Source organism: Plantactinospora sp. GCM10030261, assembly GCF_042666615.1.
GTDB lineage: Bacteria > Actinomycetota > Actinomycetes > Mycobacteriales > Micromonosporaceae > KBS50.
The window spans coordinates 72,098-98,886 of record NZ_JBHTDD010000025.1 but is presented as its reverse complement, the minus strand read 5'-3'; the positions used below and the strand labels follow the sequence as shown (position 1 = coordinate 98,886).

Annotated in this window: 21 protein-coding genes and 2 pseudogenes; 12 read left to right on the top strand and 11 right to left on the bottom strand. The window is 71.4% G+C overall.

All coding sequences use genetic code 11. The features are described from left to right. The first annotated feature begins 13 nt into the window (after positions 1–13). The 4 genes and pseudogenes from ACFQUZ_RS25120 to ACFQUZ_RS25105 form a co-directional block, all read left to right on the top strand. Complete coding sequence (locus tag ACFQUZ_RS25120) at positions 14–1,039, top strand: NAD-dependent epimerase/dehydratase family protein (protein WP_377446381.1); 1,026 nt, start codon at positions 14–16, stop codon at positions 1,037–1,039. Further along, complete coding sequence (locus ACFQUZ_RS25115; RefSeq protein WP_377446380.1) at positions 1,003–2,226, top strand: polysaccharide biosynthesis protein; 1,224 nt, start codon at positions 1,003–1,005, stop codon at positions 2,224–2,226. The genes ACFQUZ_RS25120 and ACFQUZ_RS25115 overlap by 37 nt, the downstream gene beginning before the upstream one ends. Before the next feature lie 117 nt (positions 2,227–2,343). Beyond that, positions 2,344–3,342, top strand: coding sequence for a hypothetical protein (locus ACFQUZ_RS25110; protein WP_377446378.1), 999 nt, complete (start codon positions 2,344–2,346; stop codon positions 3,340–3,342). After that, positions 3,291–3,926: pseudogene (locus ACFQUZ_RS25105) on the top strand (FAD-dependent monooxygenase); the annotation flags it as partial. The gene ACFQUZ_RS25110 and the pseudogene ACFQUZ_RS25105, both read left to right, overlap by 52 nt. Before the next feature lie 89 nt (positions 3,927–4,015). Here the strand turns inward: ACFQUZ_RS25105 and ACFQUZ_RS25100 are convergent. Together ACFQUZ_RS25100 and sigJ are read right to left on the bottom strand one after the other, a co-directional pair. Continuing rightward, positions 4,016–6,127, bottom strand: coding sequence for an MMPL family transporter (locus tag ACFQUZ_RS25100; RefSeq protein ID WP_377446376.1), 2,112 nt, complete (start codon positions 6,125–6,127; stop codon positions 4,016–4,018). Between the two features lie 16 nt (positions 6,128–6,143). Beyond that, the gene (gene sigJ, locus ACFQUZ_RS25095; RefSeq protein ID WP_377446374.1) at positions 6,144–7,109 is read right to left on the bottom strand and encodes an RNA polymerase sigma factor SigJ; all 966 of its coding nucleotides are present in this window, start codon (positions 7,107–7,109) and stop codon (positions 6,144–6,146) included. A 286-nt stretch (positions 7,110–7,395) separates the two neighbouring features. Between sigJ and ACFQUZ_RS25090 the strand changes: the two genes are divergently transcribed. Beyond that, positions 7,396–8,064 carry a hypothetical protein gene (locus tag ACFQUZ_RS25090; protein ID WP_377446373.1) on the top strand — a complete coding sequence of 223 codons (669 nt, stop codon included), beginning with the start codon at positions 7,396–7,398 and terminating at the stop codon, positions 8,062–8,064. A gap of 179 nt (positions 8,065–8,243) precedes the next feature. On the opposite strand, the gene ACFQUZ_RS25085 is transcribed toward ACFQUZ_RS25090, so the two are convergent. The 6 genes and pseudogenes from ACFQUZ_RS25085 to ACFQUZ_RS25060 all read right to left on the bottom strand — a co-directional run bounded on the left by ACFQUZ_RS25085 (position 8,244) and on the right by ACFQUZ_RS25060 (position 12,562). Continuing rightward, on the bottom strand, positions 8,244–9,200 hold the full coding sequence (locus ACFQUZ_RS25085) for an SMP-30/gluconolactonase/LRE family protein (protein ID WP_377446371.1): 957 nt from the start codon (positions 9,198–9,200) through the stop codon (positions 8,244–8,246). An 88-nt stretch (positions 9,201–9,288) separates the two neighbouring features. Further along, entirely contained in the window at positions 9,289–9,795 is a 507-nt protein-coding gene (locus ACFQUZ_RS25080; protein ID WP_377446369.1) for a MarR family winged helix-turn-helix transcriptional regulator, read from the bottom strand. Further along, positions 9,792–9,986: pseudogene (locus tag ACFQUZ_RS25075) on the bottom strand (SAM-dependent methyltransferase); the annotation flags it as partial. The pseudogene ACFQUZ_RS25075 and the gene ACFQUZ_RS25080, both read right to left, overlap by 4 nt. A 114-nt stretch (positions 9,987–10,100) precedes the next feature. Beyond that, a complete protein-coding gene (locus tag ACFQUZ_RS25070; RefSeq protein ID WP_377446368.1) occupies positions 10,101–10,730 on the bottom strand; it encodes an HAD family hydrolase in 630 nt (209 codons plus the stop codon). 41 nt (positions 10,731–10,771) lie between these two features. Then, positions 10,772–11,647: an NAD(P)-dependent oxidoreductase gene (locus ACFQUZ_RS25065; RefSeq protein ID WP_377446367.1), complete on the bottom strand. Its 876-nt coding sequence runs from the start codon at positions 11,645–11,647 to the stop codon at positions 10,772–10,774. Between the two features lie 120 nt (positions 11,648–11,767). Continuing rightward, positions 11,768–12,562, bottom strand: a complete 795-nt coding sequence (locus tag ACFQUZ_RS25060; RefSeq protein WP_377446365.1) for a MerR family transcriptional regulator — start codon at positions 12,560–12,562, stop codon at positions 11,768–11,770. A 197-nt stretch (positions 12,563–12,759) separates the two neighbouring features. Between ACFQUZ_RS25060 and ACFQUZ_RS25055 the strand changes: the two genes are divergently transcribed. From ACFQUZ_RS25055 to ACFQUZ_RS25035, 5 genes are all read left to right on the top strand, one after another. Then, complete coding sequence (locus tag ACFQUZ_RS25055) at positions 12,760–13,194, top strand: VOC family protein (RefSeq protein WP_377446363.1); 435 nt, start codon at positions 12,760–12,762, stop codon at positions 13,192–13,194. Next, positions 13,191–13,532 (top strand): YciI family protein, encoded by a 342-nt coding sequence (locus ACFQUZ_RS25050; RefSeq protein WP_377446361.1) that lies wholly within the window; start codon positions 13,191–13,193, stop codon positions 13,530–13,532. The genes ACFQUZ_RS25055 and ACFQUZ_RS25050 overlap by 4 nt, the downstream gene beginning before the upstream one ends. Before the next feature lie 16 nt (positions 13,533–13,548). After that, on the top strand, positions 13,549–14,745 hold the full coding sequence (locus ACFQUZ_RS25045) for an RNA polymerase sigma factor (protein ID WP_377446360.1): 1,197 nt from the start codon (positions 13,549–13,551) through the stop codon (positions 14,743–14,745). A 108-nt stretch (positions 14,746–14,853) separates the two neighbouring features. Continuing rightward, a complete protein-coding gene (locus tag ACFQUZ_RS25040) occupies positions 14,854–18,681 on the top strand; it encodes an SGNH/GDSL hydrolase family protein (protein ID WP_377446358.1) in 3,828 nt (1,275 codons plus the stop codon). A 17-nt stretch (positions 18,682–18,698) separates the two neighbouring features. Further along, complete coding sequence (locus ACFQUZ_RS25035) at positions 18,699–19,106, top strand: hypothetical protein (RefSeq protein ID WP_377446357.1); 408 nt, start codon at positions 18,699–18,701, stop codon at positions 19,104–19,106. 432 nt (positions 19,107–19,538) lie between these two features. Here the strand turns inward: ACFQUZ_RS25035 and ACFQUZ_RS25030 are convergent, their stop codons facing one another. The 3 genes from ACFQUZ_RS25030 to ACFQUZ_RS25020 all read right to left on the bottom strand — a co-directional run bounded on the left by ACFQUZ_RS25030 (position 19,539) and on the right by ACFQUZ_RS25020 (position 24,090). Continuing rightward, entirely contained in the window at positions 19,539–21,278 is a 1,740-nt protein-coding gene (locus tag ACFQUZ_RS25030) for an ABC transporter ATP-binding protein (RefSeq protein ID WP_377446355.1), read from the bottom strand. Beyond that, positions 21,275–23,020 carry an ABC transporter ATP-binding protein gene (locus ACFQUZ_RS25025; protein ID WP_377446353.1) on the bottom strand — a complete coding sequence of 582 codons (1,746 nt, stop codon included), beginning with the start codon at positions 23,018–23,020 and terminating at the stop codon, positions 21,275–21,277. The genes ACFQUZ_RS25030 and ACFQUZ_RS25025 overlap by 4 nt, the downstream gene beginning before the upstream one ends. 65 nt (positions 23,021–23,085) lie before the next feature. Further along, positions 23,086–24,090 carry a helix-turn-helix domain-containing protein gene (locus tag ACFQUZ_RS25020; protein ID WP_377446351.1) on the bottom strand — a complete coding sequence of 335 codons (1,005 nt, stop codon included), beginning with the start codon at positions 24,088–24,090 and terminating at the stop codon, positions 23,086–23,088. Between the two features lie 70 nt (positions 24,091–24,160). Here ACFQUZ_RS25020 and ACFQUZ_RS25015 point away from each other — a divergent pair, with 70 nt between their 5' ends. Both ACFQUZ_RS25015 and ACFQUZ_RS25010 read left to right on the top strand, forming a co-directional pair. Further along, complete coding sequence (locus tag ACFQUZ_RS25015; protein ID WP_377446350.1) at positions 24,161–25,423, top strand: MFS transporter; 1,263 nt, start codon at positions 24,161–24,163, stop codon at positions 25,421–25,423. Then, positions 25,416–26,765: a dipeptidase gene (locus ACFQUZ_RS25010; protein ID WP_377446349.1), complete on the top strand. Its 1,350-nt coding sequence runs from the start codon at positions 25,416–25,418 to the stop codon at positions 26,763–26,765. The genes ACFQUZ_RS25015 and ACFQUZ_RS25010 overlap by 8 nt, the downstream gene beginning before the upstream one ends. The last annotated feature ends 24 nt before the right edge of the window (positions 26,766–26,789 follow it).

The window sequence follows — 26,789 nt, the reverse complement described above, 5'->3', positions numbered from 1 at the left end:
GGGCGTTCCGCACGTGGCGAAGGTGCTGGTCACCGGTTCGGCGGGCTTCATCGGCGGTTACCTGGTCCAGGAACTGCTCGACCGCGGACACGAGGTCGTGGGCCTCGACAACTACTCCAAGTACGGCCGCGTGGCGCACAGCTACGACGACCACCCGGCGTTCCGGTTCGTCGAGGGTGACGCCCGGGACAGCCGGTTGCTGGCCGACCTCCTCGCCGACTGTGACCAGTTCATCGCCGGCGCCGCGATGATCGGCGGCATCTCGTACTTCCACGCGTACGCCTACGACCTGCTCGCCGCGAACGAACGCATCATGGCGGCCTCCTGCGACGCGGCGATCGCGGCCCACCGGGCCGGGCGCCTGCGGAAGGTCACGTACATCTCCTCGTCCATGGTGTTCGAGTCGACTGACACCTGGCCGAGCCGGGAGGGCGACGAGCGGCGCATCCCCCCGCCCCGATCGTCGTACGGGTTCCAGAAGCTCGCCGTCGAATACTGGGCCCGGGCGGCGTGGGACCAGTACGAGCTGCCCTACACGATCGTGCGGCCGTTCAACTGCGTGGGCGTGGGCGAGGCGCGGGCACTCGGCCAGGCGGAGGTGCTGTCCGGCAACGTCAAGCTCGCGATGTCACACGTCGTACCCGACCTGGTCCAGAAGGTCATGAAAGGCCAGGACCCGCTCCGCATCCTCGGCTCGGGTGAGCAGGTGCGGCACTACACCTACGGCGGCGACCTGGCGCGCGGCATCGTCGTGGCGATGGAACACGAGGCGGCGCGCAACGAGGACTTCAACCTCTCGACCGCCGCCTCCACCACCGTGCTCGAACTGGCCGAACTGATCTGGCGCAAGATCAAGGGCACCGACGTGCCGTTCCGGTATGTCAGCGACGATCCGTTCGAACACGACGTGGCGAAGCGGGTGCCGGACGTCGCGAAGGCCCGCGACATCCTCGGATTCACCGCCACGACCAGCCTGGACGACATGCTCGACGAGGTCATCCCGTGGATCGGCGAAGCCGTCCGCGACGGCCGCCTGTGACCTCAGCCGCCGCCGGTCACCGCGTCGGTGTGGCCGGGCCGGCGGTCGCCATCGCCGGCGCCGCCACCAACGCGCTCGGCTACCTGGTGCCCATCCTCGCCGCCCGGCAGCTCACCGCGGGTGACCTCGGGGCATTCGCCACCGTTCTGGCGATCGCGGCGATCGCCGGCGTACCGGGCCTCGGGTTGCAGATCGCGGTCGCGGTGCACACCGCCCGCCGGCCCGGCGCGGTGACCGCGCGCATCAGCTGGCTGACCGCCGCCGCGAGCGCCGGCGCGGTTCTCGCGTTGACCCCGGTGGCGACCGGTCTGCTGGACCTCCCGGTGACCGTCGTCCCGGCGCTGGCCAGCTACGTCGGTGCCGTGGTGCTCGCGGGCCGCTGGCTGGGTGAACTCCAGGGCCAGGAGCGCTTCCTCCGCCTCGCGGTCGGCATGGTCGTGCTCGCCGTCGGTCGGTACGGCGGTCTGATCGCGGGCCTGCTGCTGGGGGCGGGCGTCACCGGATCCGTCCTCGTCGGCACGGTCGTCACGCTGCTGATCCCACCCGTCCTCGCGGTGCTCGCCCGGACCGGCACGGACCTAACCCGTGCCGACGGGGTGACCGTCCGGCAGGTCATCACGGCGTGCTCGGCCACGCTCGCGATGCTCGCCGCCTCGTACGCCGACCTGATCCTGGCCCGGCACCTGCTGCCGGCGGCGGCGTCGGGCGGGTACGCGGTCGGCACCGTCCTCACCAAGGGCGCGATCTGGGCGCCCCAGGTCGTGACGGTGCTGGCGTTGCCCCGACTGGCGCGGGGGAGTCGGCGTACCCTCGCCGTCGCGGCGGCGGTGGTGACAGCCAGCGGCGTGGTGCTGGTCGCCGCGTCGGCGGTTGCCGGCAGCCTGGCCTTCCGCCTCGCGGGCGGTGCCGACTACGCGGCGCTGGGCCGCTACGCGCCCGTCTTCGCGTTGACCGGCGCGCTCTACGCGGTGGTGTTCCTGGTCGTCAACGCCCAGGTCGCCGTCGGCGCCCGCTGGCCGTCGGCGCCCCTCGTGGCCGCCTGCGTCGTCCTGGTGGTGGTGACCAGGTGGGTGGTGCCGCACACGTTCACGGCCATCATGTGGTGTGCGGTGGCTACCGCGGCCGGGACGCTCGCGGTCTCCGTGTTGTCCTTCCGCCGGTCCCGTCGGCGCCTGGTGACCCGCTGACCTGGCCGGCGAGGACGCGCTCGCCCCATTCGCCCCTGCCGACCTCTTCCGGCGCGAATCTGGGTTGTCCGGCCGGGGTCCGCGGGTGACCATGGTCGGCATGGAGCGGGGTCGCCGGTGAGGACACCGCTGCAGGGCGGGTTGCCGCCGACGGGTGCGGTGGCCGGCACCGTCGTGGAGATCGCCTGTGACGAGTCCGGGTTCACCGGGACCAACCTGCTGCACTCGGCCGCACCCGTGATCACGCACGCGAGTGTCGATCTGAGTGCCGCCGAGGCCGTCGCGGTGGTCACCGCCCTGCGGTCGAGGTTCCGGTTGTCGCCGAACGAGCTGAAGTCCGGGCAGTTCCTGCGCCGCCCGGGCGCGGGCGAGGTGCTGGACTGGTTCCTGGCGGCGCTGGACGGCCGCGCCCACGTCCACCTGGTCGACAAGGAGTACTTTCTCGTCACCCGGATCGTCGACCTGCTGCTGACCGAGCCGTCGTACGCGGCGGGCACCCGCCTGACCCAGGACCGGCGTCCGGCGGCCCTGGCCCTGTACCGGGCCGGCCGTCGGGCCGGTAACGACTGGGGCGCCTTCCTGGCGGCCTTCGTCGACCTGGTCCGGACCAAGCGCCGGCACCAGGGCGACCACCTCGTGGAGCGCTTCTTCCAGGCCCGGGACGCACTGGTACGGCAGCACCTCGGCGCGCCGGCTGACGCCGTGCTCGACGAACTCTGCCCGGACCACGTCCGGACCGTGTCGACCAGGCTCGACAACGACGACCGGTCGATCCCGCCACCGCTGGAACCGCTGCTGCCGGCGCTGGCCGAGACGGTGTTGACGTGGAGCGCCGGCCGGCGGCGGGTGCTGGTGACGCATGACGAGCAGAGCGCCTTGACGGCCGATCGGTTGACCCGCCTTCAGCGGGTGCTCGCCGCCGAGGGCGGGCCATCGGCGGCGGACGCCGGTGCCGGCGAGGCGCTGCCGGCCGGACTGTCGCCGCTGGCCGGGTTGGTGATGGCCGACTCCCGCGACGATCCGCGGGTCCAGGTCGCGGATCTCCTCGCGGGCGTGGCCCGCCGGTCACCGGGAAAGCTGGACGACGCCATGCTCCGCCCCGGCCTGACGCCATAACCAATCGACAACGGCGGTCCGTGAACAACCTGGGGTGGAAGCTGGCTGCGGCCATCGACGGCTGGGCGCCGGACGACCTGCTGGACAGCTACGAGTCGGAGCGGCATCCCGTCGCCGCCGACGTGCTCAACAACACCCGGGCACAGCTGCACCTGACGACCAACGAGCCTGGGCCCCAGGCGGTCCGGCGACTGCTGACGCAGTTGATGGACCTCGACGACGCCAACCGGTTCCTGATCGAGAAGATCACGGCGATCAGCGTCCGGTACGACGTCGGCGCGGGACATGACCTGCTCGGGCGGCGGCTGCGCGACATGCGGCTCAAGCCTGGACGCCTGTTCGAGCTGCTGCGTCACGGCGGTGGACTGCTTGTCGACCAGACGGGGCGGCTGTCGGTGGACGGCTGGGCCGACCGGGTCGACCACGTCGCGGACCTCAGCGATGACCTGGCCGTGCCGGCGGTACTGCTCCGGCCGGACGGGCATGTCGCGTGGGTCGGCGAGGACCAACAGGCGCTCGAGGTCGCGCTGGCCAGGTGGTTCGGGCGTTCGCGTGGCTCGACCCGACCGCCCGGTGCCCCCTAAGGCACGCATCCGCCTCGACGGACACCGGGGGACGCCGGCTGTCTCGCCGGCATCCCCCGTCGCCCACACCCGCACGCTGGAGAAAGCTGTCAGCCGTGCGTGAGTGCCGGCTCGAGATCGGACGTGTCCGCCGCCGGGCGTGGGGGGTCCGGACGCGTGAACAGCGCGCTGGGCCACCACATCCAGCGGCCCACGTCGAGGGTCAGCGCGGTCACCAGCACCGAGCGGACGATCATGGTGTCGAGCAGCACGCCGAACGCCACCGCGAAGCCGAGTTCGGCCGCGAACACCAGGGGCAGGGAACCCATCGCCGCGAACGTGCCGGCAAGCACCAGACCCGCCGAGGTGATCACACCGCCGGTGGCGGTCAGTCCGGTCAGCGCGCCGCGCCGGGTGCCGTGCAGCAGTGCCTCCTCCCGCACCCGGGTCACCAGGAAGATGTTGTAGTCGATTCCCAGCGCGACCAGGAACACGAAGGTCAGGAGCGGGAAGGAGGCTTCCGCCCCGGCGAAGTGGAACACGTGGTTGAACACCAGGCTGCTCACGCCGAGGGCGGCCGCGAACGACAGCACCACGGTGGCCATCAGCAGCAGCGGTGCGACGACCGCCCGCAGCAGCAGCGCGAGGATGAGGAACACCAGAACCAGCACGATGGGGATGATCACCCTGGAATCGCGCGCGGCCGCTTCCTGCGTGTCGAGAATGATCGCCGTGTTGCCGCCGACCTGGGCGTCCGCGCCCTCGATCTCGTGGACCGCGGTCCTGGCCCGGTCGACCACGCGCATCGCGGCCGGGCTGCTGGGCGCGTCCGTCAGTTCGGCGACCAGGACGGCCTCGCCATCCCGCACGGTCGGGGTCGACACGTCCCGGACACCGGGGACGCCGGACAGTGCGGTCCTTACCTGTTCCGCGAAGGCAGCGTTGGTCACGACGTAGATGGGGTCGCCGGACCCGGCGGGGAAGTGCCTGGACAGGATGTCCTCACCGACGGCCATCTGCGGCTTGCCGGTGAACTGGTCCCGGTTGGACAGCCCGTCGGCCTTGAGTCCCAGGACGCCGATCGCCATGACACCCAGGACGAGCGCCGTGCCGATCCACACTGTGCGCGGTCGACGGGAAACGACGGTCCCGATCCAGGTCCAGAGGCGCTCCCTGGCCGCCTCGGCCGATCCGTACGACGGCTTCACCGGCCAGAAGATCCAACGACCGCAGATCACCAGCAGGGCCGGCATCAGGGTGACCATGGCGAGCAGTCCGACGAGGATGCCGACGGCGCACGCGGGCCCCAACCCCTTTGTGGAATTGAGGGTGGCCAGCATCAGCAGCATCAGGCTGACCGCGACGGTCGCCGCGCTCGCGATGATCGCGGGACCGGAGCGACGCAGAGCCTGCGCCATCGCCTCGTGGCGGTCCTCGTGCCGCCGCAACTCCTCCCGGTAGCGGGAGGTGAGCAGCAACGCGTAATCGGTGGCGGCGCCGAACACCAGGACGGTGAGGATGAAGCTGGTCTGTTTGTTGACGGTCAGTCCGGCGTGCTTGGCCAGCAGGTAGATCACCGCTTCCGCGGTGACCAGGGCGCTGCCCGCGCTCAGCAGTGGCAGGAGCGGCAACACCGGGCTGCGATAGGTGAGCAGAAGGATGGCGACCACGACCAGGGCCGTGATTGTGGTCAGGCTTCCGCCACCGCTGAAGGCTTTGATCGAGTCGGACGCGTAACCGGCCGGACCGGTGACGTGGAACCTGAGACCGTCGGCATTGTCCTGACCGATCACGACCATCGCGTCGACGACCTCGCCGATGTCCTCCCAGCCCTTCTTGCCCTTGCGCACCTGCACCACGGTCTGGATGGCCGCACCGTCCTCGGACAGCACCGGACCCTGTGCCTGGCCCACTACGCCGTCGATGGCCGTGAAGCCGTCAGCATCGGCTCTGGCCTCGGCCATGTCGGCGTCGGTGACCCCGCCCGGGCGGTCGTAGACCACGATCGCGGGCACGGTATCGGCGGTCTGGAACTTCCCGGCCCGGTCGATGACCTCGGTCGACTCGGCGTTCCCGGGCAGCCAGGCCGAGTTGTCGTTCTCCTCGACGTCGCCGAGTTGGCCGGCAACCATGGCGGCCGGGATCAGCAGTGCGATCCAGAGGGCGACAATGACCCATTTCGCCGCCCTGCCACCGGGCAGGGCCGCCAACGTCCGCAGCATGTGAGTTCCTCGGTGTTCAGTCGATGTGGGCGAGCTTGTCGGGGTTCGCGATGGCATAGATTCCGCAGACCTGGTCGCCGTCCGGAGTGAGGTCGAGGACGATGACGGCGTACGGCGTGTCGCCGGCGTACAGCAGCGCCGATGGGTCACCGTTGACCCTGCGATACGTGATCTCGAGGCTGGTGCCGGGGCGGGGAGCGAGGGCTGTGACCAGCCGGGCGACCTTGTCCCGGCCCCGCAGCGGTCGCAGACCCCCCGCTCCTTGACCTCCGCCGTCGCCCCAGAGCGTCACCTCCGGCGCCAGGATCTGTAGGAGGGCGTCAAGGTCCCCGCCCAACGTGGCGGCCATGAAGCGTTCCGTCACCTGCTGCCGCACCCGAGGGTCGGGCCGGTAGCGGGGGCGTCGAGCGTGCACGTGCTCGCGCGCGCGGTGGGCGAGCTGGCGTACCGCCGAGGGAGTGCGACCGAGGATCTGCGCGGTCTCGGTGTGGGCGTAGCCGAACACCTCGTGCAGGACGAACACGGCCCGTTCCAGCGGAGCAAGGGTTTCCAGGACCACCAGGAGCGCCATCGACACCGACTCGGCGCGTACCGCCGCTTCGGCGGCGTCGTCCGACCCGGGACTGTCCGGGAGCGGGTGGACCAGCGGTTCCGGCAGCCACGGTCCGATGTAGGTCTCCCGGCGACGACTGATGACGGACTGCTGCGCGAGGGCCCGGTTCACCGCGATCCGGACGAGATAGGCGCGGGGATTGTCGACCCGGCCCGCACCCGGCCTCTGGATCCGGTGAGCCCACGCCAGCCAGGTCTCCTGCAACACGTCCTCCGTGTCGGCGACGCTGCTGAGCATGTTGTAGACGATGGAGAACAGCAGTTCCCGATGGTCGTTGAACGTTCGTGTCGCGCTGGTCACCACCGGTGCCGCTGCCCGCGGGTCGCCTTCGCCCGAGAAGGTCGACGAACCTGGTGAAGTGTGGGGCATGTGGACCCTCCCGTCGCCGTTGTGGATACGAGCCGTCCACGTACTCGGAATGTGACAGGCCCGCCCCAGATGTGATCGGGGTCTCGGCAACCATCCGCACCGCCACCGCCGATACCCCCGCCGACCGCGGCCAGGCGCGCCGCGAACGGACCGTCGAGCGTGCGTCGGCTGACGTGCTGCCGGGCGGGTGGCGGCTCCGTACGGGTACGCCCGCAGCGAAGAATCGGGGACGCGGTCCGGGGCACCACCGATGTGCGGCAATATCGACGCCGCCTACTGTCCAGCCATGAGATCGAACACTGTCGACACCCGCTCTTCGTGGCCGGCCCGCCTGCCCGCCGCCGGACTGGTGGCGGCGCCGCTGGTCTGGCTGGCCGGATGGGTGGTCATGCGTCTCGGCGGAAGTGCCGGACCCAACATCGGCTGGGACGTCGCGCACGCGCTCTGGATCGTCAGCTTCGTGCTCTTCGGAGCCGCCGCGTACGGCCTGTACCGCATGGCTGGCAGCTCGTCCACCGGGCGGGTGGCCCTCGCCGTCGCGTTCACCGGGGCGGCGACGCTTGTCGTACAAATGGTCATCGACCTGGCGGTCGGTTGGCGGGCCGCCGACAAGGCGGCGATGTCGGATCGCTACGACGAGGTGTTCGCCGTCCCCGGTGTGGAACTGGTCTTCTTCATGATCGGCCCGATGCTGCTCTTCGCCGGGCTGCTGGCGCTCGTCGTGGTGGCGGCGGCGCGGCACACCGTTCCGGTATGGCGGGTGTTGCTGGTCGTGACGGGGATCGGCCTGATGGCCGCCGGCCGACAGGCGGACGGAGTACTGCGGCTCGTCGAAGGACTGGGCGCCGTCCTGCTCTGGCTGGCGCTCGCCCCGCTCGCCGGCCGGGTCGGCGCGGCCGGCGTCGGCCAGGCTTCGTGGAGCGGCCGTCGTCGGACGTCGAGCACCGCACCGTGACGTTCGTCCCGGCAGTCATCACCAGCCGCGGTCGCCACCCCATCGGGGGCGACCCGGGTGGCTGGCACAGAAGTGGGCGACGACCGGTGCGCTATCGATGGTGGGGTTCAGCGGAGACCCAGGTCTTCGCTTGCCCTCGGTCAGCACGCCGATTCGCCCGTACGACCCCGTCGGTTGGCTCAGCGCAACGGGTCGGGCACGGTGACAACGGTGTACGGGGGCGTGCCGGGCGCGTGGTCGAACTGGCTGTTGACCACGTACACCCGTCGGTCATGAAGAGCGAGCGTGGTCGGGCTGTCGAAGGCCGGGTCGACGACCCCGGCGATTATCTTGCCGGTGGTGAGGTCGTCGTTCAGCCGGGCGACGTAGACCCCCTGACCGTCCGGTGCGGCGTAGTTGAGCACCGCGTAGACGTGGTTGCCACGCAGGACGAGACCGTCCGGACCGAAGCTGGTGCCACCGAGATCGATGAGGCTGGCTGTGCGGGTGGTGACGTCGACCCGGATGAGCGATTCGAGGCCCTGGGAGGCGACGATCAGCGCGCGGCCGTCGGGCGTGGCGTCGATGCCGTTGAGGAAGAAGTACTGCGCCGGCATGCCGGGCACCAGCGACCGCAGGTCGAGCCAGCGTTCCAACGATCCGAGGCGATGGCCGCGCAGGGCCGCCCGCCAGAGCACGGCGTTTGTGGAGTCGGTGACGTAGACGGCGTCGCGGGTGACCACCAGGTCATTCAGGAAGGTTTCCCCGACCGGACCGGAACTGCCGGTGCGCCGGGCCAGCAGCCGGCCGTCGCGGCCGTGGACGTCAAGGGTCGCGCGGGCGGCGACGAAGATCCAACCGCGGCGGTCCGGGTGGACGCCGGCGGCGAACGGCCGCTCGGAGCCGCCCGAGGCGAACGGGTGCAGCCTGTCCCGGGTGACGTGGCCGCGGTAGAGGTCACCGTTGCCGCTGCCGGTGACGTAGATCGTGCCGTCGGGCGTGATGCCGATGCCCTCGGGTAGCACGCCGGGCTTGTCGGAGACGACGTAACGGGTGGGTAGCCGACGCCCGGCGTGAGCGGCGGAGGCCAGTGGCAGCGGTGCGGCGGCGGCGCTGAGCGCGACCGCGGAGGCGGCGATGAATCGGCGACGGTGCACGGTGGGTCTCCTCGCGTGGATGGTTGGTCCCCGCAAGATACTTCGAATCCGAACCAGTTTGTTGCCTCGTCCCCGAACCGTTACCTGCCTACCGCCCGCCATTCGGGGTGACAGGTCCGGCCGCACTCGATCCGACCGCGCTGGCGGAGCCGGCCGCCGCGATGGTGCGGTCCACGGCCGCCGCCAGTTCCAGCAACGCCGCCCGGGTGTCCGCCAACGGCATTCCCAGTTCGTCCCGCAGCCGGCTGCTGAGCTGGTGGACCGGCCGAGTGGCCGCCATGTGCAGCCGCCGACCCTCGTCGGTGGGCACCAGCAACGCCGAGCGCCCGTCGCCTGGAGCGGGCTCGCGCCGGATCAACCCCCGTCGGGTGAGGGCGGCGACGTAACCGGACATGGTTGACGCCGGCTGCCCGGTCATCCGGGAGATCTCCGACGGGGTGGCCGGACCGACCGTGGTGAGCAGGCTGAGCATGCCGTACTCGACGGGTTTGAGCCCGGTCGGCCCGAGCGCCAGCCGCAACAGCTGACCGACCCGCTCGGCCAGCGCGAACACGTCGAACAGCACGCCGATCTGGTGCTCCGGACGCTCGCTCATCGTTCGGTCGGCCTCCGCAGTACGGTCACCGCGAAGTCGGCATCGTCCCGCCATGGACGCCGGTCCCAGGTGGCGAACCGGTGCTCGTGGCGCAGCCCGGCCGCGTCGAACGGTGCCGGCTCGCCCTGGGTGGCGAGGTCCAGTTCGGCGAGGTCACCGACCAGCCAGCGCGGCCCGGCATATGCGTGTCCAGGCTTCGTATTGGTCACCCAGCGTGTCGGTCTGCCCATGTCACCACCGTAGTCACCGTTACGCGACCGGGAACAGCCGGTCGAGTACGGCGCTGGCCAGGGCGGGTGCCCCGGTCAGGGCCTGATGGGCGTCGCTGCGAGCAGTTCGAGGACGTCGGCGGGTCGGTAGGCCACGACCCGGGCGTTCACCGGCGTCGGGGACGTGACGCCCCAGCGGGCGTGTACCGCCAACGCCCCCGCCGCCTCGGCACACCTGAGGTCCACCTCGGCGTCGCCGACATACGCGGTCTCGGCGACGTCGACCCTCATCCGTCGGCAGGCCAACAACAGACCGTCCGGTGCGGGTTTGGGCTCGGCGATGTCATCTCCACAGACCACGACCGGGAAGAGCCGGTCGAGACCGGTGTTGGCCAGGACGAGCGTCGCGGCGCGTCGGGTGGCGGCGGTGAAGACGCCGAGCCGGCAGCGAGCCCCGCGCAACTCGTCGACCACGTCGAGCACGCCAGGGAACGGTCGTACACCCGCCACGGCCGTCTCGAAATGGTGATAGAACACGGCCAGATCGTCGGCGGTGACCCGGCGGCCCAGGAAGTGCGCCAGTACCACCGGAAGGGCGCCGATGTGCCAGGTGGCGACCACGGTGGCCGGTGGGACCTCCGGCCCGCCCAGGCTCCGGATCGTGTCGGTGTACACGGTGGGGGCGGTCGTCATCGTGTCGACAAGCGTGCCGTCGAGGTCGAACACGACGCCCCTTCGAGCGCCGGGGCTCCCTCCGCCGGGGTCCGTCATGTCCGCGTCCCGGGCGAGGACGGAATGTGTCTGAGGATGGCGGTGTAGTCGAGGGAACCCAGTCCTGCGGTCTCCGCATCGGCCAACCACCGCTGGATGGCGCGAGCCAACGGTGCCTCCACCCCGCAACGGTCCGCGGCGGCCGTGATGAGGTCGGTGTCCTTACGTGCCAGAGCAAGCGGGAACCGCGGCGGATACGCGTCCGATTCAGTCGCCGCCCGGCGCCGGTCGACCTGGCCGGCAAGTGGGGTCCGGGCGAGGATCCGCCACGTGACGTCCCTCGGCAGGCCGTGCGCGTCGGCGATCGACAGGGTCTCCCCGAGCACCCCGATGGAGGCCAGCAGCGCGAGGTTGGCCACGAGCTTCGCCGCGGCACCGGCGCCGCTCGGACCGACATGGACCGGTTGGCCGAGCAGCGACAACAACGGCCACAGGTGGGCCGCCGCGTCGTCGGGCCCGCCGGCCAGCAGCGTGAGTTCGCCGGCCTCCGCCTCGGCGAGGCTGCCCAGTACGGGTACATCCATCAGCGGCACCGGCCCCGGCAGCGCTGATCGGAGCCGGGACACCGCCGCCGGGCCGATCGTGGACATGTCCACCACCATCGCGCCGTCCCGGATCGCCGTTGCGACACCGTTCGGCCCTTCGGTGACGGCCACCACCGCGGCGGGATCCGCCAGCATCAGGAACACCACGTCGGCGTCACGGACCGCTTCGATCGCGGTGCCGACGGCGCGTGCCCCGGTGCCTGCGCCGAACTCCTCGGCGCGGCTCAGCGTTCGGTTCCACACCGTGAGGTGGTGACCGGCGGCGGCGAGCCGGCGCGCCATGCGCCCGCCCATGGCGCCGAGTCCGATCCAGCCGACGGCCGTCATCGGCGAACCGTGGGACCGCTGAGGGTCCCGGCCAGGCTCCCGGCACGGTCCGGTCGAGTACCGCCGCTTCCGCTACCGAGGCGTACGAGATCGTCCATGCCCAGACTATATGTAGCCGGCCTACTCCCGTTCGAGATCCAATCGCGTTCCGGTGGCCGTCCGCGTGCGGTCGGGGTCGGGGCGGGCGTCGAGGTACGCGTCCAGTGCGGCGGCGCCGGTGAGCATGGCGCGGCCTCGGGCCGAGAGGCGGCCCTGCCAGTCCCGCAGGGCCGATTCGGCAGGGGCGACGCCGCCTGCGGAGCGGACCTGGTTGATCAGCGGGGCGATCTGCCCCAGCCGGTAGCCACCCCGCCGGAGTTGGTGGACGAGCAGCGCGTCGCGTACGTCGGCCGTGCTGTAGACCCGGTAGCCGGTCTGTCCGTCGCGGCGCGGCTGGACCAGGCCGGCGCGTTCCCATTTGCGTAGGGTGGCCGGGCGGATGCCGAGCCGTCGCGCGAGGGGACCGACGAACGTGTCGCCGCGTTCCAGTGGAACCGGGTCGAGGTCGCGGAGTGCGGCCTCGACGGCGCGGAGGGTGCGGCGGTCGTCGAGCAGTTGGGCGTGGCTTTCGTCGATGAGCCGGAGCGCGTCCTCGGTCGCGTTCCGGTTGATCGCCCGCATGATCGACGCGGCGGTCTGGTGCCCGTGGCCGGTCACGAGGGTGAGGAACGCGCGGAGCGCGTGTGCGTGCAGCGGGGTGTAGGCGCGGTAGCCGTGTGGGGTGCGGTCGGCGTGCGGAAGGATCCCGGCCGCCTCGTAGTTCCTGATCGCCTGGGTGGACAGGCCGTGCGCGCGGGCCAGGTCGACCGGTCTGAGTCGTCCACCACTGTGAGGGTGCAGCAGCACCGTGCCCGCCGTCGTCGTGAGAAGCGTCAACAGGTGGCCAACGATACCGGCGACGGTATCGGTCCGGCGGTCCGGCGGTAAATTGTCGGGCCGGATGTCGGATCGGGCCGACCGCCGGTCGTCTACCTGGTAGAGAGACGCACCGAAGGAGGACGATCGACATGACAACCGCCGCCAGACCGAGTCCGATCCCCGATACGTATCGCCGGGTCACATCCTGCCTTGTCGTGCGGGGCGCCGCCAAGGCGCTGGAGTTCTACGGCGAGGTGTTCGGCGCCACCGAGCGGATGCGGTTTCCCGGACCGGGTGGCACCATCGCCCACGCGGAGATGTGTGTCGGGGACTCCGTCGTCATCGTCGAGGATGAGGACCCGCAGCGGGACACCGCCGCGCCACCTGTCGATGGCCTGGCCGGTACCCCCGTGTTCCAGTTCATCTACGTCGAGGACGTCGACGCGATGGTGGCCCGAGCCGTCGAGCTGGGAGCAACGCTCCGGCGCCCCCCGACGGACCAGTTCTACGGCGACCGGGACGCCTTCGTCGTGGACCCGTTCGGGCACGGCTGGGTGATCGCGAGCCACCTGGAGGACGTCAGCGAGGAGGAGATGGGGCGGCGGCTCTCCGCCATGTACGACGGCCCGAGCCAAGGGAGCGACCGATGAAGTACGTGCTGATGTTCGTGGACACCGAGGAGTTCGCGGCGGACCTGGCGGCGATGAGTGACACCGAACGGGAACGCGCATACGCCCGGGTGCGCCAGTGGTTCGCCGACAACCAACACAAGATCACTCATCACCGGCACCTCATGCCGCCGCAGAGCGCGACCACCGTACGCCTCGACGGCGGCGAGCCGCTGGTCACCGACGGCCCGTTCCTGGAGAGCAAGGAGGTGGTGAGCGGCTACGCCGAGATAGACGTCGCCGACCTGGACGAGGCCCTGCGGCTGGTGCGGTCGTGGCCGGCCTGCCCCGTCGTCGAGATCCGGCCCATCGCGGCGTGAGCGGTGGCATCGCGTCGTGAGTGAACCCTCGCACGGCGAGCTGGCCCGCGTGGTACGTGACCACGCCGGCCAGCTCGCCGCGTCCCTGGTGCACCTCGTCGGGGACTTCTCCGCCGCCGAGGACCTCGTGCAGGACGCCATCGAGATCGCGCTGGGTCGTTGGCCGGTCGAGGGCATCCCGGCACGGCCCGACGCGTGGCTGTACACGGTCGCCCGGCGCCGTGGCCTTGACACCCTCCGCAGCCAGCGCCGCCACCGCGAGAAGCTCGCTCTCGTGCCCGGGCCGGCCGGACCGGAACCCGACGACCGGCTGCGACTGATCTTCACCTGTTGCCACCCGGCCCTTCCCCGCACCGCTCAGGTGGCGCTCACCCTGCGGGTGGTGTGCGGTCTCACCACCGCCCAGATCGCCAAGGCGTTCCTCATTCCGGAAAGCACCGTGGGTCAGCGGATCACCCGCGCGAAACGAAAGATCAGTGACGCCGGCATCCCGTACCGGATTCCCTCCGCCGGCGAACTCGGCGCCCGGCTGTCCGAGGTCCTCGCGGTGGTCTACCTGCTCTTCAACGAGGGATACCTGTCCAGCGGCGGGCAGCGGGCGCAGTCCCGCGACCTCACCGAGGACGCCGAGTTCCTCGCGACCCTGCTGCACCACCTGATGCCCACCGAGCCGGAGGTGGCCGGTCTGCTCGCGCTGATCCGACTGCACCGGGCCAGGGCGGCCACCCGCTTCGACCACGACAACGAGATCGTCCAGCTCCCGCACCAGGACCGCGCCCGGTGGGACAACGAGGCGATCGCCGACGCGGGTCGGCTGATCGCCCGCGCCGCCGCCGCCAGGCGCCCCGGGCCGTACCAACTCCAGGCGGCGATCGTCGCCTGCCACGCCGAGGCCGCCCGTTGGGAGGACACGGACTGGACGCAGATCACCCTCCTGTACGACATGCTCCTGCGTCTTGCCCCCTCGCCGGTGACCCGGTTGCAGCGGGCGATCGCCCTACGCTACGTCGCCGGCCCGGCGGCGGCGCTGTCCGATGTGGACGTGCTTGGCGGCGAGCTGGACGGCTACCACCTCTTCCACGCCACCCGCGCGGAACTCCTCCGCGACCTCGACCGCGGCGACGAGGCCCGGACGGCCGACGAACGCGCGCTCGCGCTGACCACCAATCCGGCCGAGCGATCCCTGCTCCGCCAGCGCATCAACTGGACCTGACCGGAAAGCGGGAGGGTGCCCACGTCGCACGGCCGGATAGCGCGGGTGAAGCCTGGATGAAGCCCGCCGCTGATGGAGTTGCCGCAGTCGAGGCCCGGGGAGGTCTGCATGTTGCGGCATCTGGTGGCGGCGGTGGTGGGTTGCCTGACCGTCGTTTCGAGCACCGTCGTACCAGTCCACGCGGCGCGACCCACTGCGCCGGCGGCGCCCGCGCCCACCACTGCGGCACCACCACCATCCACCGTGGATCCCGCGCAACGCGACACCGTGTTGCCCCACGACTGGCGATCGTCGCCGGACGTCGCGTGGACGACAAGCGGCGACGCGACCGGACTCCACGTGCTGGTGGCGGATTCCCGCTCGGGATACACGTGGCGCACCGCGGCGACGCTCACCGAGCCGGGGCTCGACACCGACCGGTGGATCGGCAACGCATGCCTGACCGGATCCGGACGGCGGATCGTCGTGGTCTACGCGCCGCGGCAGTTCACCAACCGGGCCGAGCTGTTCGACCGGGGTGCGTTCGCCGCCGTTGTGGACCTCGGCACCGGCGCCGTACGCAAACTCGGTATCGGCTCCACCCTCGCCTACTTCAATCCCGGCTGCGGCGCCGCCGAGACCGCCGTCCTCACCCAGGCCGGGCAGGACCTGGGAAAGACCCGGCTGCACTGGCTCGACGCTCCGAGCGGCCGGCTCTCGTTACGGGCGGAACTGCCCGGCCAGGCCACCTCGGCGGTCCCCGTCGGTGACCGGGTGGTCACCGCGTACGACGGAGGATTCGCCCAGATCGACCCCACGGGCCGGCGGTCACCGTTCGCGACGACGACATCGCTGCCGTTCCGCGTCCGGGCCGACGCGGGCGGCGGCGTCGTGTTCCTGCAACAGCATGGAAAGACCGCCCTCGCTCGGCGGGCCACGCCCGGCGTGGTGACGGACCTCGCCCGCGGGCCGCTGGGGCAGGTGGGCGTCAGCGGCGGCGCCGGCGGCCGGGTGTTCCTCACCGGTGGAGCCGTACCGATCGGGCCGCTGCCGGCGGGGGTGTCCCGGGTGGACGCCGCGCCCGCTGGTGATGTCTCGTCGCTGGGCCAACTGGTGGTGCGGCACGCCGCCGCCCGGGCGGGTGACCCGCTGCCCGCCGAACTGGCGCCGAGGGCCGACGGGCAGCGGGCCGTCCGGCTTGACGCGACGGTCGTCGCCACCCGACGGGCCGCCAGTTTCCTCGTGCGACCGGCCCCGGTCAACGGCACCGCTGCACCGGGGTCCGGCGCCGCGGCGAAGGCGGGTGTGCGGGCTGCCGTCGACGAGCCCTGGGACGGCGACCGGGCCTGCGCGGTGGCCCGCAACGACCCGGCCACCAGGGCCTACCAGCCGCACTGGAATCAGGTGGAATGGGCGGCCAACCTGGCGGTCCGGGACGCGTTGGCCGTCGGCCGACCGACCAACTGGAAGGGCACCGGCCTGCCGGCGTGGACGCCGCAGGGCATGTTCGGATCCATCGACCTGATCGGCGGCGGGACCGTGCCGCCGCAGATCCTGCTCGGCGTACTCGCCCAGGAGTCGAACCTCTGGCAGGCGTCCCGGCACACCGTCGAGGGGCTCACCGGGAACCCGTTGATCGGCAACTTCTACGGCCTCGCCGCGTCGGGTGCCGACGGATACGACCCGTCCGAGTGGGACATCAACTGGGCGAAGTCCGACTGTGGTTACGGTGTCGGCCAGGTGACCGACGGCATGCGGCTGTCCGACACCGGGATGACCGCTACCAAGAAGCGGGCGATCGCGCTCGACTACGCCACAAACATCGCGGCGGCGCTGCAGATCCTGCAGTCGAAGTGGAACCAGACCCGGTCGGCGGGGATCGTGATCAACGATGGCGACCCGCGCTGGCCGGAGAACTGGTGGGCCGCCGTCTGGGCCTACAACACCGGCATGAACCCGTCGGCGAAGACCGGCAACCCCAACGGCTGCGCGCCGTCGCCGACCTGCACCGACGCCGACGGCAACTGGGGCCTCGGCTACACCAACAATCTCGCCAACGCGTCGTACCCGCGGGACCGCAACGCCTTCCTGGAGACCGACCCGGACGACGCCCGCCATCCGCAGGACTGGTCGTACCCGGAGAAGGTCCTGGGATGGGCGGCGTTCCCCATCATCAAGGTGGAGCTGACCGACCCGGGGGAATGGCAGGCGGGCTTCGCACCGGCCTGGTGGCTGACGAACACCGACCGGCACAACGCCATCCAGCCGCCGCTGGACCTGTTCTGCACGGCCGCCATCCACTGCGACATCAACCGGGCCGGTGAGGCGTGCGCCCGCGCCGACTTCCACTGCTGGTGGAACAAGCCGGTGACGTGGAAGTCCAACTGTCAGGCCCAGTGTGGGTACGCCACACCAAGTTACGCGGCCGGCGATCCGGAACCGGCCGGTGCGGAGGGCCGCAACTACCCGCCCGAGTGCGGCCCCGGCCCGCTGCCGTCCACCGCGATCGTCGTCGACGACACGCCGGTGGCGCCGGTACGCGGCTGTTCCAGGCCCAACCTGGGCGGCACGTTCGACTTCTGGTTCGCCCAGGACGGGGCGGGGGAGTACCGGTCCAAGATCGACCTGCATCAGGTCGGGGCCGGCTGGGGGGACCACTTCTGGTTCAGCCACACCTGGAACCATCCGCAGAACGCGCACGAGATCAAGGGAACCTGGACTCCCAACCTGCCGAGAACCGGCTGGTACCGGGTGCTGGCCAAGCTTCCCGACCACGGCGCGCACACCCGCACCGCGCTCTACACGGTGTCGCTCGCCGACGGCACGACCCGGTCCCGTGTGGTCAACCAGTTCTCCCAGGACAGGCGCGGCACCTGGGCGGACATCGGCAGCTTCCGGCTCGCCCCGGGATCGGACGTCACCCTGACGAACCTCTACAACAAGGGCGACGGCACCTGGGACGTCGCCTGGGACGCGATGGCCTTTGTCCCGCTCGCCGGTAAGCCGTACACCTACGTCGCCCTCGGTGACAGCTACGCCAGCGGTGAGGGCAACGAGCCGTACGAACACAACAGCGACTTCCGGTGGCGCGGACAGGAGGACCGTTGCCACCGCGCGGCGGCGGACGCGTTCGCCAAACGGGTGTCCCACAACGGCGTACGGATCGCCGAGCACGCCAGAGGAACCGAATTGTACGAGTTCCACTTCGAGTCGTGTGCCGGGGCCACCACCGTCGCGATGACGGACGCGGCGGTGGACCGGCCGGACGAGAACACCGGCGAGTCCACTCCGTGGCGTGGTGAGGACTGGCGGTTCGGCGAGGAGCAGCAGCTCGAACGCGGCTACCTGGACGAGGACACCGACCTGGTGACCATCACCATGGGCGGCAACGACATGTCCTACAGCACCGTCCTCCAGGGCTGCGCCCTGATGCTGGATCCGTTCGACGACTGCCTGGACGACGGCTTCCGGCTCGAACGCAACGGTCGGGTCGACCCGCTGCCCCTGCGGCAGTACCAGCCACACGTCATCGACCTCACCATGACCAAGCTACGCACGGTGTACGAGGAGATCACCCGCAGGGCGCCCCGGGCCCGGGTCGTCGTGCTCGGCTATCCCGCCCTGTTCTCCGCTCACGCCGACCGCGACGTCGACTGCACCGGGGCCTACGGCACCATCACCAACCAGCATCTGGACTGGTTCAACGAGATGGCCACCCTTTTCGAGAACACGCTGGCCGACCTGGTGCTCGACATGCGGGCCGCCGGCCGGAACATCCGTTACCTCAGCCTCAACCCGGAGTTCGTCGGCCACCGGCTGTGCGAGCGGGGCGGTGACGACCCATGGTTGCACGACTTCAGCTACCTGGACCCGTCGTTCTCCGGAGCGTTCCATCCCAACCCGGAAGGTCAGGCCGCCTTCGCCCGTGCCGCGCAGCACGGCAAGGACATGGCCTAGCGATAGAGAGGAGCACCATGCTGAGAAAGCTGTCCCTGTTCGTTGCCGCCACCATGATGGCCACTGTGGGAGCGCTGGGCGCCGGGGCCCCGGCGTCCGCCGCGATCGCGCCGTCGCAGGAGGCGTGCCGCAACCTCGGCAACGGCAACCTGTGCATCCGGGTGGTCCCCGGTAACACCCTGGGCTCGACCAAGATCACGGTCTGGTACGACAAGAACGCCGGAGCGGCCCGTTACATCCGGTTGCGATACTCGGGCCCCGGGCAGGTCGGCTGGGACGAAGGCCCGTTCTGGATCTACACGGGCGACGTGCGCGGCTACATCTGGTACAACCAGTCCCTCTCACAGGGCTGCTACTTCGGCCAGTTGCAGGACCTCACCGACGGCGCCCTGGGTGTCACGAGCGGGGGGTACGTCTGCTACTGAGCTGACCGACAGCCCGCCGGCAGACCGGCGGGCTGTCGGTGTGTCCGCGCGCACGTATGCTGACGGCCGACGGCGCGCGGGACCGGGGAGGGCAGCCCATGAACCGCCCGATCGGCAGGTCAGGCGTGTCGGTGAGCCAGGTGGGCTTCGGCGGAGCCGGAATAGGAAACTGCTGGACCAGTCGGCGCAGCGGAGCCTGCTGCCCCGCTGCCGGGAGCGTGGCGTGGTGGTGCTGGCCGCCGGCGTGTTCAACAGCGGCGTGCTCGCCACGGCGGAACCCGGCCTGATGTACGACTACCAGCCGGTGCCGGCCACGGTGCGCCGGCGAGCCGTCCGGATCGCCGAGGTGTGCCGCCGGCACGGGGTGGCGCTGCCGCAGGCGGCGATCGCCTTCACCACACCCGTTGATTCCGGCTGCCGCTCGGTCCGCGCTCACGCCCTGCCGCCATGCCAGGAGTGCCACAACGCCGCGTACGCCCCACCGGCGCACACCAGCTCGTCATGGCTGCCCAGCTCGGTGATCCGGCCGTTCTCCAGGACGGCGACCCGGTCCGCGTCATGGGCGGTGTAGAGACGGTGCGCGATCGCGATCACCGTCCGTCCCTTGAGGACGGCCGCGAGGGACCGCTCGGTGCGGCGCGCGGTCGTCGGGTCCAGCGCGGCCGTCGCCTCGTCGAGGATCAGCGTGTGCGGATCGGCCAGGACCAACCGGGCCAGCGCCAGTTGCTGCGCGTCCGCCGGGTTCAGCTGCCGCGCGCCGTCACCGAGTTCGGTGTCGAAACCGTCCGGCAGGTCGGCGTACCAGTCGGCGCCGACCGCGATGAGAGCGGCGAGCATGTCGTCGTCGCTGGCGTCGGGTGCGGCGAACGCGAGATTGTCGCGCAGCGTACCGATGAACACGTGGTGTTCCTGGGTGAGCAGCGCGATGCGGCGGCGGCGTTCGGCGGGGTCGAGATCGGTCACCGGGACACCGCCGAGGCTGACGATGCCCGTGCGGGGCGCGTCGATTCCGGCCAGCAGACGGGCCAGGGTCGACTTGCCGGCGCCGGAGGGACCGACGATGGCGAGCCGCTCGCCCGGGCGTACCTCCAGGTTTATGCCGTGCAGGACGTCGTGACCCCCGGAGTAGGAGTACCGCGCGTCACGGACGGCGAGTTGCTGGCCGGGGGGCGCCGACGTGACGCCGCGCGGCTCCGGTGGGACGAGGCCGATGCCGAGAACGCGGGCCAGCGAGGCGATGCCCCGCTGCGCCTGCTCCAGGAAGATCATGATCCGGTCCAACGGTTCGATCGTCTGCTGGGCGTAGAGGGCGGCGGAGACGACCGCACCGAGGGTGACCCAGCCGTTGGCGAGGAAGTACCCGCCGGCGAGCAGCATCGCCGCGGCGGGCAGCGCGTAGCCGGCCTCGACGACCGGGAAGAAGACCGTACGCAGCGCCAACGTCGCCCGCCGGGTGCGCCACTGCCGCCCGACCCGTGCGGTGCCCTCCCGGATCCGTTCCTCGGTGAGCCGCAACGCCTCCACGGTCCGCGCGCCCTCGGCGGTCGCCGTCAACGACTCGGTCAGCTCCGACGCCGCCTCCCCCTCGGCCAGGTACGCCCGCGGTGCCCGACGCAGGTACCAGCGGGCGACGGCGACCGTCGTCGGTGTGCCGGCGAGGACGACCACGCCGAGCAGCGGATGGAGCAGGAACACGGCGCCGACGATCAGGAGCAGCTGGATCGCCGAGATCAGCACCGTTGGGACGACCTGGCGGACGGCGGTGCCGACGGTCGTCACGTCGACAGAGCTGCGGGTGGCCAGGTCACCGGTGCCGGCCCGCTCGACGACCGAGATCGGCAGGCCGAGCGTACGGGTGACGAAGTCCTCGCGGAGCCGGGCGTTGGCGCGTTCGCCGAACCGGTTGCCGACGTTCTGCGCGGTGCGGGACAGCAGGATCTGCGCCAGGACGCAGCCCCCGATCGTCAGCGCGAGCATGTTCACATCGGAGGCCGAGGCACCGGCGGTGACCCGGTCGACGATTCGCCCGATCAACCAGGGCGAGGCGAGCCCGGCGATCGCGGCGGCGACGTGCAGCACGAGCGCGAGGCTCAGCGAGCGCCTCTCGGCGCGGACGAGTTCGGCCATCGATTGACGAACGGTCGCCTTGTCGGCGACGGGCAATCCCCTCATCGCGCCGCCCCCACGCCGGCGGCGTCGGACTCGGACTCGTCGGCGTCGCGGGCGACAAGTGTCCGGTAGTCGGGTTCGGTCGCCATCAGGTCGTCGTGGCTGCCGACGGCGACGACCCGTCCCCGCCGCAGGTAGGCCACCGCGTCCGCCCGGTCGAGCAGCAGCGGAGACGTGGCGAGCACGACGGTGGTCCGCCCGGCCCGGTGGGCGTGCAACCGGTCGGCGATGCGGGCCTCGGTGTGCGAGTCGACGGCCGAGGTCGGATCAACGAGGATCAGCACGTCTGGGTCGGCGAGCAGGTGCTGCGCCAGCCGGATCCGCTGGCGCTGGCCACCGGAGAGGTTGCGGGCGCGGCCCTCGATCGGCTCGTCGAGACCGCGGGGCAGCGACTCGACGATGTCGTCCGCGGAGGCGGTGTGGATGGCGGCGGCGATCCGCGCGTCGGTGGCGCCGTCCCGGACCCGCAGCAGGTCACGCAGGGCGCCCGCGAACAGGTAGGAGTCGTGGTCGGCGATGAGGATCCGGGACCTCACCTCGGCCAGGTCGACACCCCTGATCGGCAGCCCACCCCAGGTGACCTCGCTCGGGACGTACCGGCCGAGGCGGTCGGCGAGCGCGATGGCGTCCGCCGGGTCCTCGGCCGCGACGCCGATCATCCGACCGGGCGGGACGGTCAGCCCGGACCGCGGGTCGTGCAGATCGGCGGGACCGGCGGGACCCGGCCCGGCGCCGGTCGCCCCCGCGTCGTCGGGCCTGATCCGCAGGACGGCGATGATCCGGCGCGCCGCGACCACCCCCCGGACGGCCATGTAGCTGCCTTCCAGCAGGAACCACACCGGGACCACCAGGACCGCGACGTAACCGTAGACGGCGACCAACTCGCCGACGGTGATCTGCCCCTCGGCCGCCATCCGCGCGGACAGCCAGACGATCGCGGCGAGGAACAGCCCGGGGATGCCGACAGTCAGCGCCTGCACCCAGCTGATGACCGCGCCGACCCGGTAGCCCTGCCGGAGCAGGCTCTGCGACCGGGTGGCGTAACGGCGAGCGAACAGGTCCCGGCCGCCCACGCCGGCGAGCACCCGTAGTCCGGCCACGATGTCCGCCGCCCGGGTGGTCAGCAGCCCCACCTCGTGCCGGTAGGCGGTGTCGACGATCTGCAACCGGCCCATCAGCGGACCCACGACGATCGCGCTCACCGGGACACCGAGCAGCACGAACGTGGCCAGCAGCGGGTCAACCGACCAGAGCACGACGGCCGCGACCGCGTACGCGAGGATCGCGCCCACGCCCGGGCCGGTCATCGTCAGCGCCCACGACGTCTGCGTCACGTCCGTACCGCCGATGGTGGCGACCTCGCCCGCCGCGACCTTGCGTGGCAGCACCGCGCCCAGCCGCGCGATGTGCCGCAGCACCACCTGCGACGAGCGTGCCGTCGCGTCCTCCCGAAGGAAGGTCATCGTCCGATGGCGCATGATTCCCAGGTACGCGAGGACGACGCCGGCACCGACGATCGCCGCGACCCAGCCCAGCAGCGCCCGCGTGTCACCGGTCCGCAGCCCATCGTCGATCGCCCGCGCGATCAGGTACGGCCGGCTCGCCAGCCCGATCATCCACGCCGTGCCGACGAGGCTGCCGCGCAGGGCACGCGGCCACTGGCAGCGGACCAGCCACCACAGGTACCGCACGGGACCTCTGGTGTCCGGGACGCCGGGGTCGGGGTGCGGCAGGCGTGGCGGCATTAACTCACCCTATCGATGGCCTCCGCACCGTGGCCTCCGGTTTACCGAGGGCAGAAACACGCTGTTCACATCGCGTCCGGTCGGCGGTTGTCCGCGCGTCGGAAGGCGCGCCGGTACGCCGTCGGTGAGGTGCGCATCGTCCGCAGGAAGTGGTGGCGGAAGGTCACCGCGTTGTCGAAGCCCGTCGCGGCGGCGATGTCGTCGATCGAGGCGGTGGTCGTCTCCAGCAACGTCAGGCTCGCCTGGATCCGCTGCCCGATCAGCCAGCGGATCGGGCTGGTCCCGGAGCAGCGTTTGAAGTGGCGCAGGTAGGTGCGGGTCGACATGTGCGCGTGCCGGGCGAGGTCGTCGACGGCGATGGGCCGGTCGAGGCGGCTCATCGCCCACGACATGCTCTGGGCGATCCGGTCGTCGTCGACATCGACGGCGACGGGGGCCTCGATGAACTGCGCCTGCCCGCCCTCCCGGTGCGGCGGGATGACCAGACGTCGGGCCACGGCATTGGCGGCGCTCGGCCCGAAGTCCTTCCGGATCAGGTGTACGCAGAGGTCGAGGCCGGCGGCGTTCCCGGCGCTGGTGAGCACGTCGCCGTCGTCGACGTAGAGCACGTCGGGGTCGACCCGCACCGCGGGGAAACGTCGTTGCAGCAGGTCGGCGTACCTCCAGTGGGTGGCCGCCCGCCGACCGTCGAGTAGCCCCGCCGCCGCCAGCGCGAAGGCGCCGGAACAGATGGACACGATACGCGTCCCTCGGTCATGCGCCGCCCGCAGCGCGGTGATCAGGGCGGGGGAGAACTCTCCGTGCGGGTCGTCGACTCCGATGACCACCACGGTCTGCGCCGTCGCGAACACGTCCAGCCCGTTTCCGGTGGAGATCGTCGCGCCACCGAGCAGCCGCACCGGCCGTCGACTCTCCGCGCAGATCGCCAGGTCGTACCAGTCGACGCCGAGTTCCGGCCGGGGCGTCCCGAAGACCTCCGTCACGATGCCCAGTTCGAAGACGGACATGCCGTCATAGGCCAGTACGGCCACCCGGGGACCCGTGCCGGTGGGCCGCGCCGTCACCGTCATGGCGCTAAGTTAGCGGATATCGGCACCGACGCCACTGCCAGGCTGCTGTGGTCCGCTGAACAATGGGGCGATGTCTTCCGTCCCTTCCACGGCCACGGCCGGCACCGGCGCCCGCCGTGACGGGCCCGCCGGTGGCCGGACGCCGATCCTCACCCGGCCCTTCCTGGCACTTCTGGTCGCCGGGTTCACGGCCCTGCTCGGCTTCACCCTGCTGCTGCCGGTGGTTCCCCTCTACGCGGCGACGGCGGGCGCCAGTGCGGCGGTGGCCGGGCTGACCACCGGCGCGTTGATGCTGGCCACCGTGGTCGCCGAACTCGTCGTGGCGCGCCTGCTGGCGGCGTTCGGATACCGGGCGGTGTTGGTGGCGGGAGTGCTACTGCTCACCGTCCCCACCGTGTCGCTGGCCGTCTCCGATTCGATTCCGCTCATCCTGGCGGTCTCCCTGACCCGAGGGGCCGGGCTCGGCATCGTCGTGGTCCTCGGGACCGCGCTCGCGGCGGAACTGGCGCCGGCCGCGCGCCGCAACGAGGCGCTGGGTCTGTACGGGCTCGCCGTCGGGATCCCGTGGATCGTTGGCCTGCCGCTGGGGATGTGGCTGGTCGACCGGGTGGGGTTCGCGCCGGTGTTCGTCGTGGCCGCGGTCTGCTCGTTGGTCGGGCTGGTAGCGATGCCCTGGGTGCCGGTGCGCCGGGTGGCGGTGGACCGGCGGCACCGGGGTGTGCTCGGCGGGCTGCGGACGGGCGGACTGCGGCGGCAGGTGCTGATCTTCGCGGCTACCACCCTGGCCGCCGGGGTCTTCGTGACCTTCCTGCCGCTCGCGCTGCCGGCCGGGACAGGTGACCTGGCGGCGTGGGCGCTGTTCGCACAGGCCGGCGCCGCGCCCGTCACCCGGTGGCTGGCGGGTCGGATCGGCGACCGGCTGGCTTCCCCTCGCCCGTTGCTGGTGCCGTCGGTGCTCGTCGCCGCCGTCGGCGCGTCCGGAGCCGTCTGGCTGGACAGTCCGGTGGCCGTGCTGGTCGGCATGGCTCTGTTCGGGGCCGGTTTCGGCGCCGCCCAGACCGTCACCCTGGCACTGATGCTGAGGCGGGTCTCCCGATCCGGATTCGGTCAGGTGAGCGCGTTGTGGAACCTTGCCTACGACGGCGGGATGGGGATTGGCGCAGTCGGCTTCGGCCTGCTGGTGGGGCCGGTCGGCTATCCGGTCGGCTTCGCCGTCGTGGCAGCGGTGATCTTCGCCGCGGTCTGGCTCGCCTGGCGGGACGGTGCCCTGGACGAGACGCCAGAGCCCGCGGAGGTCCGATCCACTACGACAACGGAGACACGCCATGCATGATGACTTGCGCCAGACCGTACGGCAGTTGATGCCTCAGGTGCGGCGAGACCTGGCTGACCTGGTACGCATCCCGTCGGTAAGCGCCGACCCCGCCGCCGCCGGGGCGGTACGCCGCTCGGCGGAGCTGACCGCCCGGCTGTTCGACGACGCGGGCGCGGCCGAGGTGGAGGTGCTGGCCGGCGCGGCGGGTGGACCACCCGCGGTGCTCGCCCATTATCCGGCGCCACCGGGACGACCGACCGTGCTCCTGTACGCCCACCACGACGTCCAGCCGGCCGGCGACCTTGCCGGCTGGACCAGCCCACCGTTCGAACCGGTGGAACGCGACGGCCGCATGTACGGACGGGGGACCGCCGACGACAAGGCCGGAGTAGCGGCGCATCTCGCCGCCCTGCGGGCGTTCCGGGGCCGGCCACCGGTCGGCGTCACCGTACTCGTCGAGGGCGAGGAGGAGATCAGCTCACCGAACCTGACCGGCTTCCTGCGCCGGTACCGCGACCGGCTCGGGGCCGATGTCGTCGTCCTCGCCGACTCGGACAACCTGCGTGCCGGGCAACCGGCGCTGACCACCACCCTACGCGGGATGGTGAGCTGCGTGGTCGAGGTGCGGGCATTGCGGCACGGCGCGCACTCCGGGACGTACGGCGGGGCGGCGCCGGACGCTCTCACCGGGCTCTGTCGGCTGCTGGCGACGCTGCACGACGACCGGGGCGAGGTCCGGATCGACGGCCTGGCCTCCTGGACAGCCCCGACGGTGGAGTACCCGGAGGACCGGTTCCGCGCGGAGGCCGGGGTGCTCGACGAGGCGCGGTTGATCGGCGACGGCAGCCTCGCCGAGCGGATCTGGGCCAGGCCGGCCGCGACGGTGCTGGCGGTCGACGCGCCCACCGTGGCCGGCGCGACGAACACGCTCCCTCCTGTCGCGAGGGCGAAGGTGGGTCTTCGGGTCGCCCCGGGTGACGACGCGTCGAGCGCATTACGAGCACTGACCCGACACCTGCGGGAACACGCGCCATGGGGCCTACGGGTGCGTGTCGATGAGGGCGACCTCGTCCAGCCTCACGTCATCGAACCGCGCGGCGCGGCATTCGACGCCGCCCGCGTCGCCTACCGCGCCGGGTACGGCGCCGACCTGGTGGAGATCGGCGGTGGCGGTTCCATCCCGATCGTCGGCGAATTCGCCGCCGCCTTCCCGGCAGCGGCGATCCTGGTTACCAGCCCCGGCGCGGACCCGGACAGCCGGCCACACAGCACCGATGAGAGCCTGCATCTCGGTAACTTCGAACGGGCCTGCCTGGCCGAAGCCCTGTTGCTGGCGGAACTGGCGTCCATCGACCGGTAGCCGGTGGGCCACCGCAACCATGTG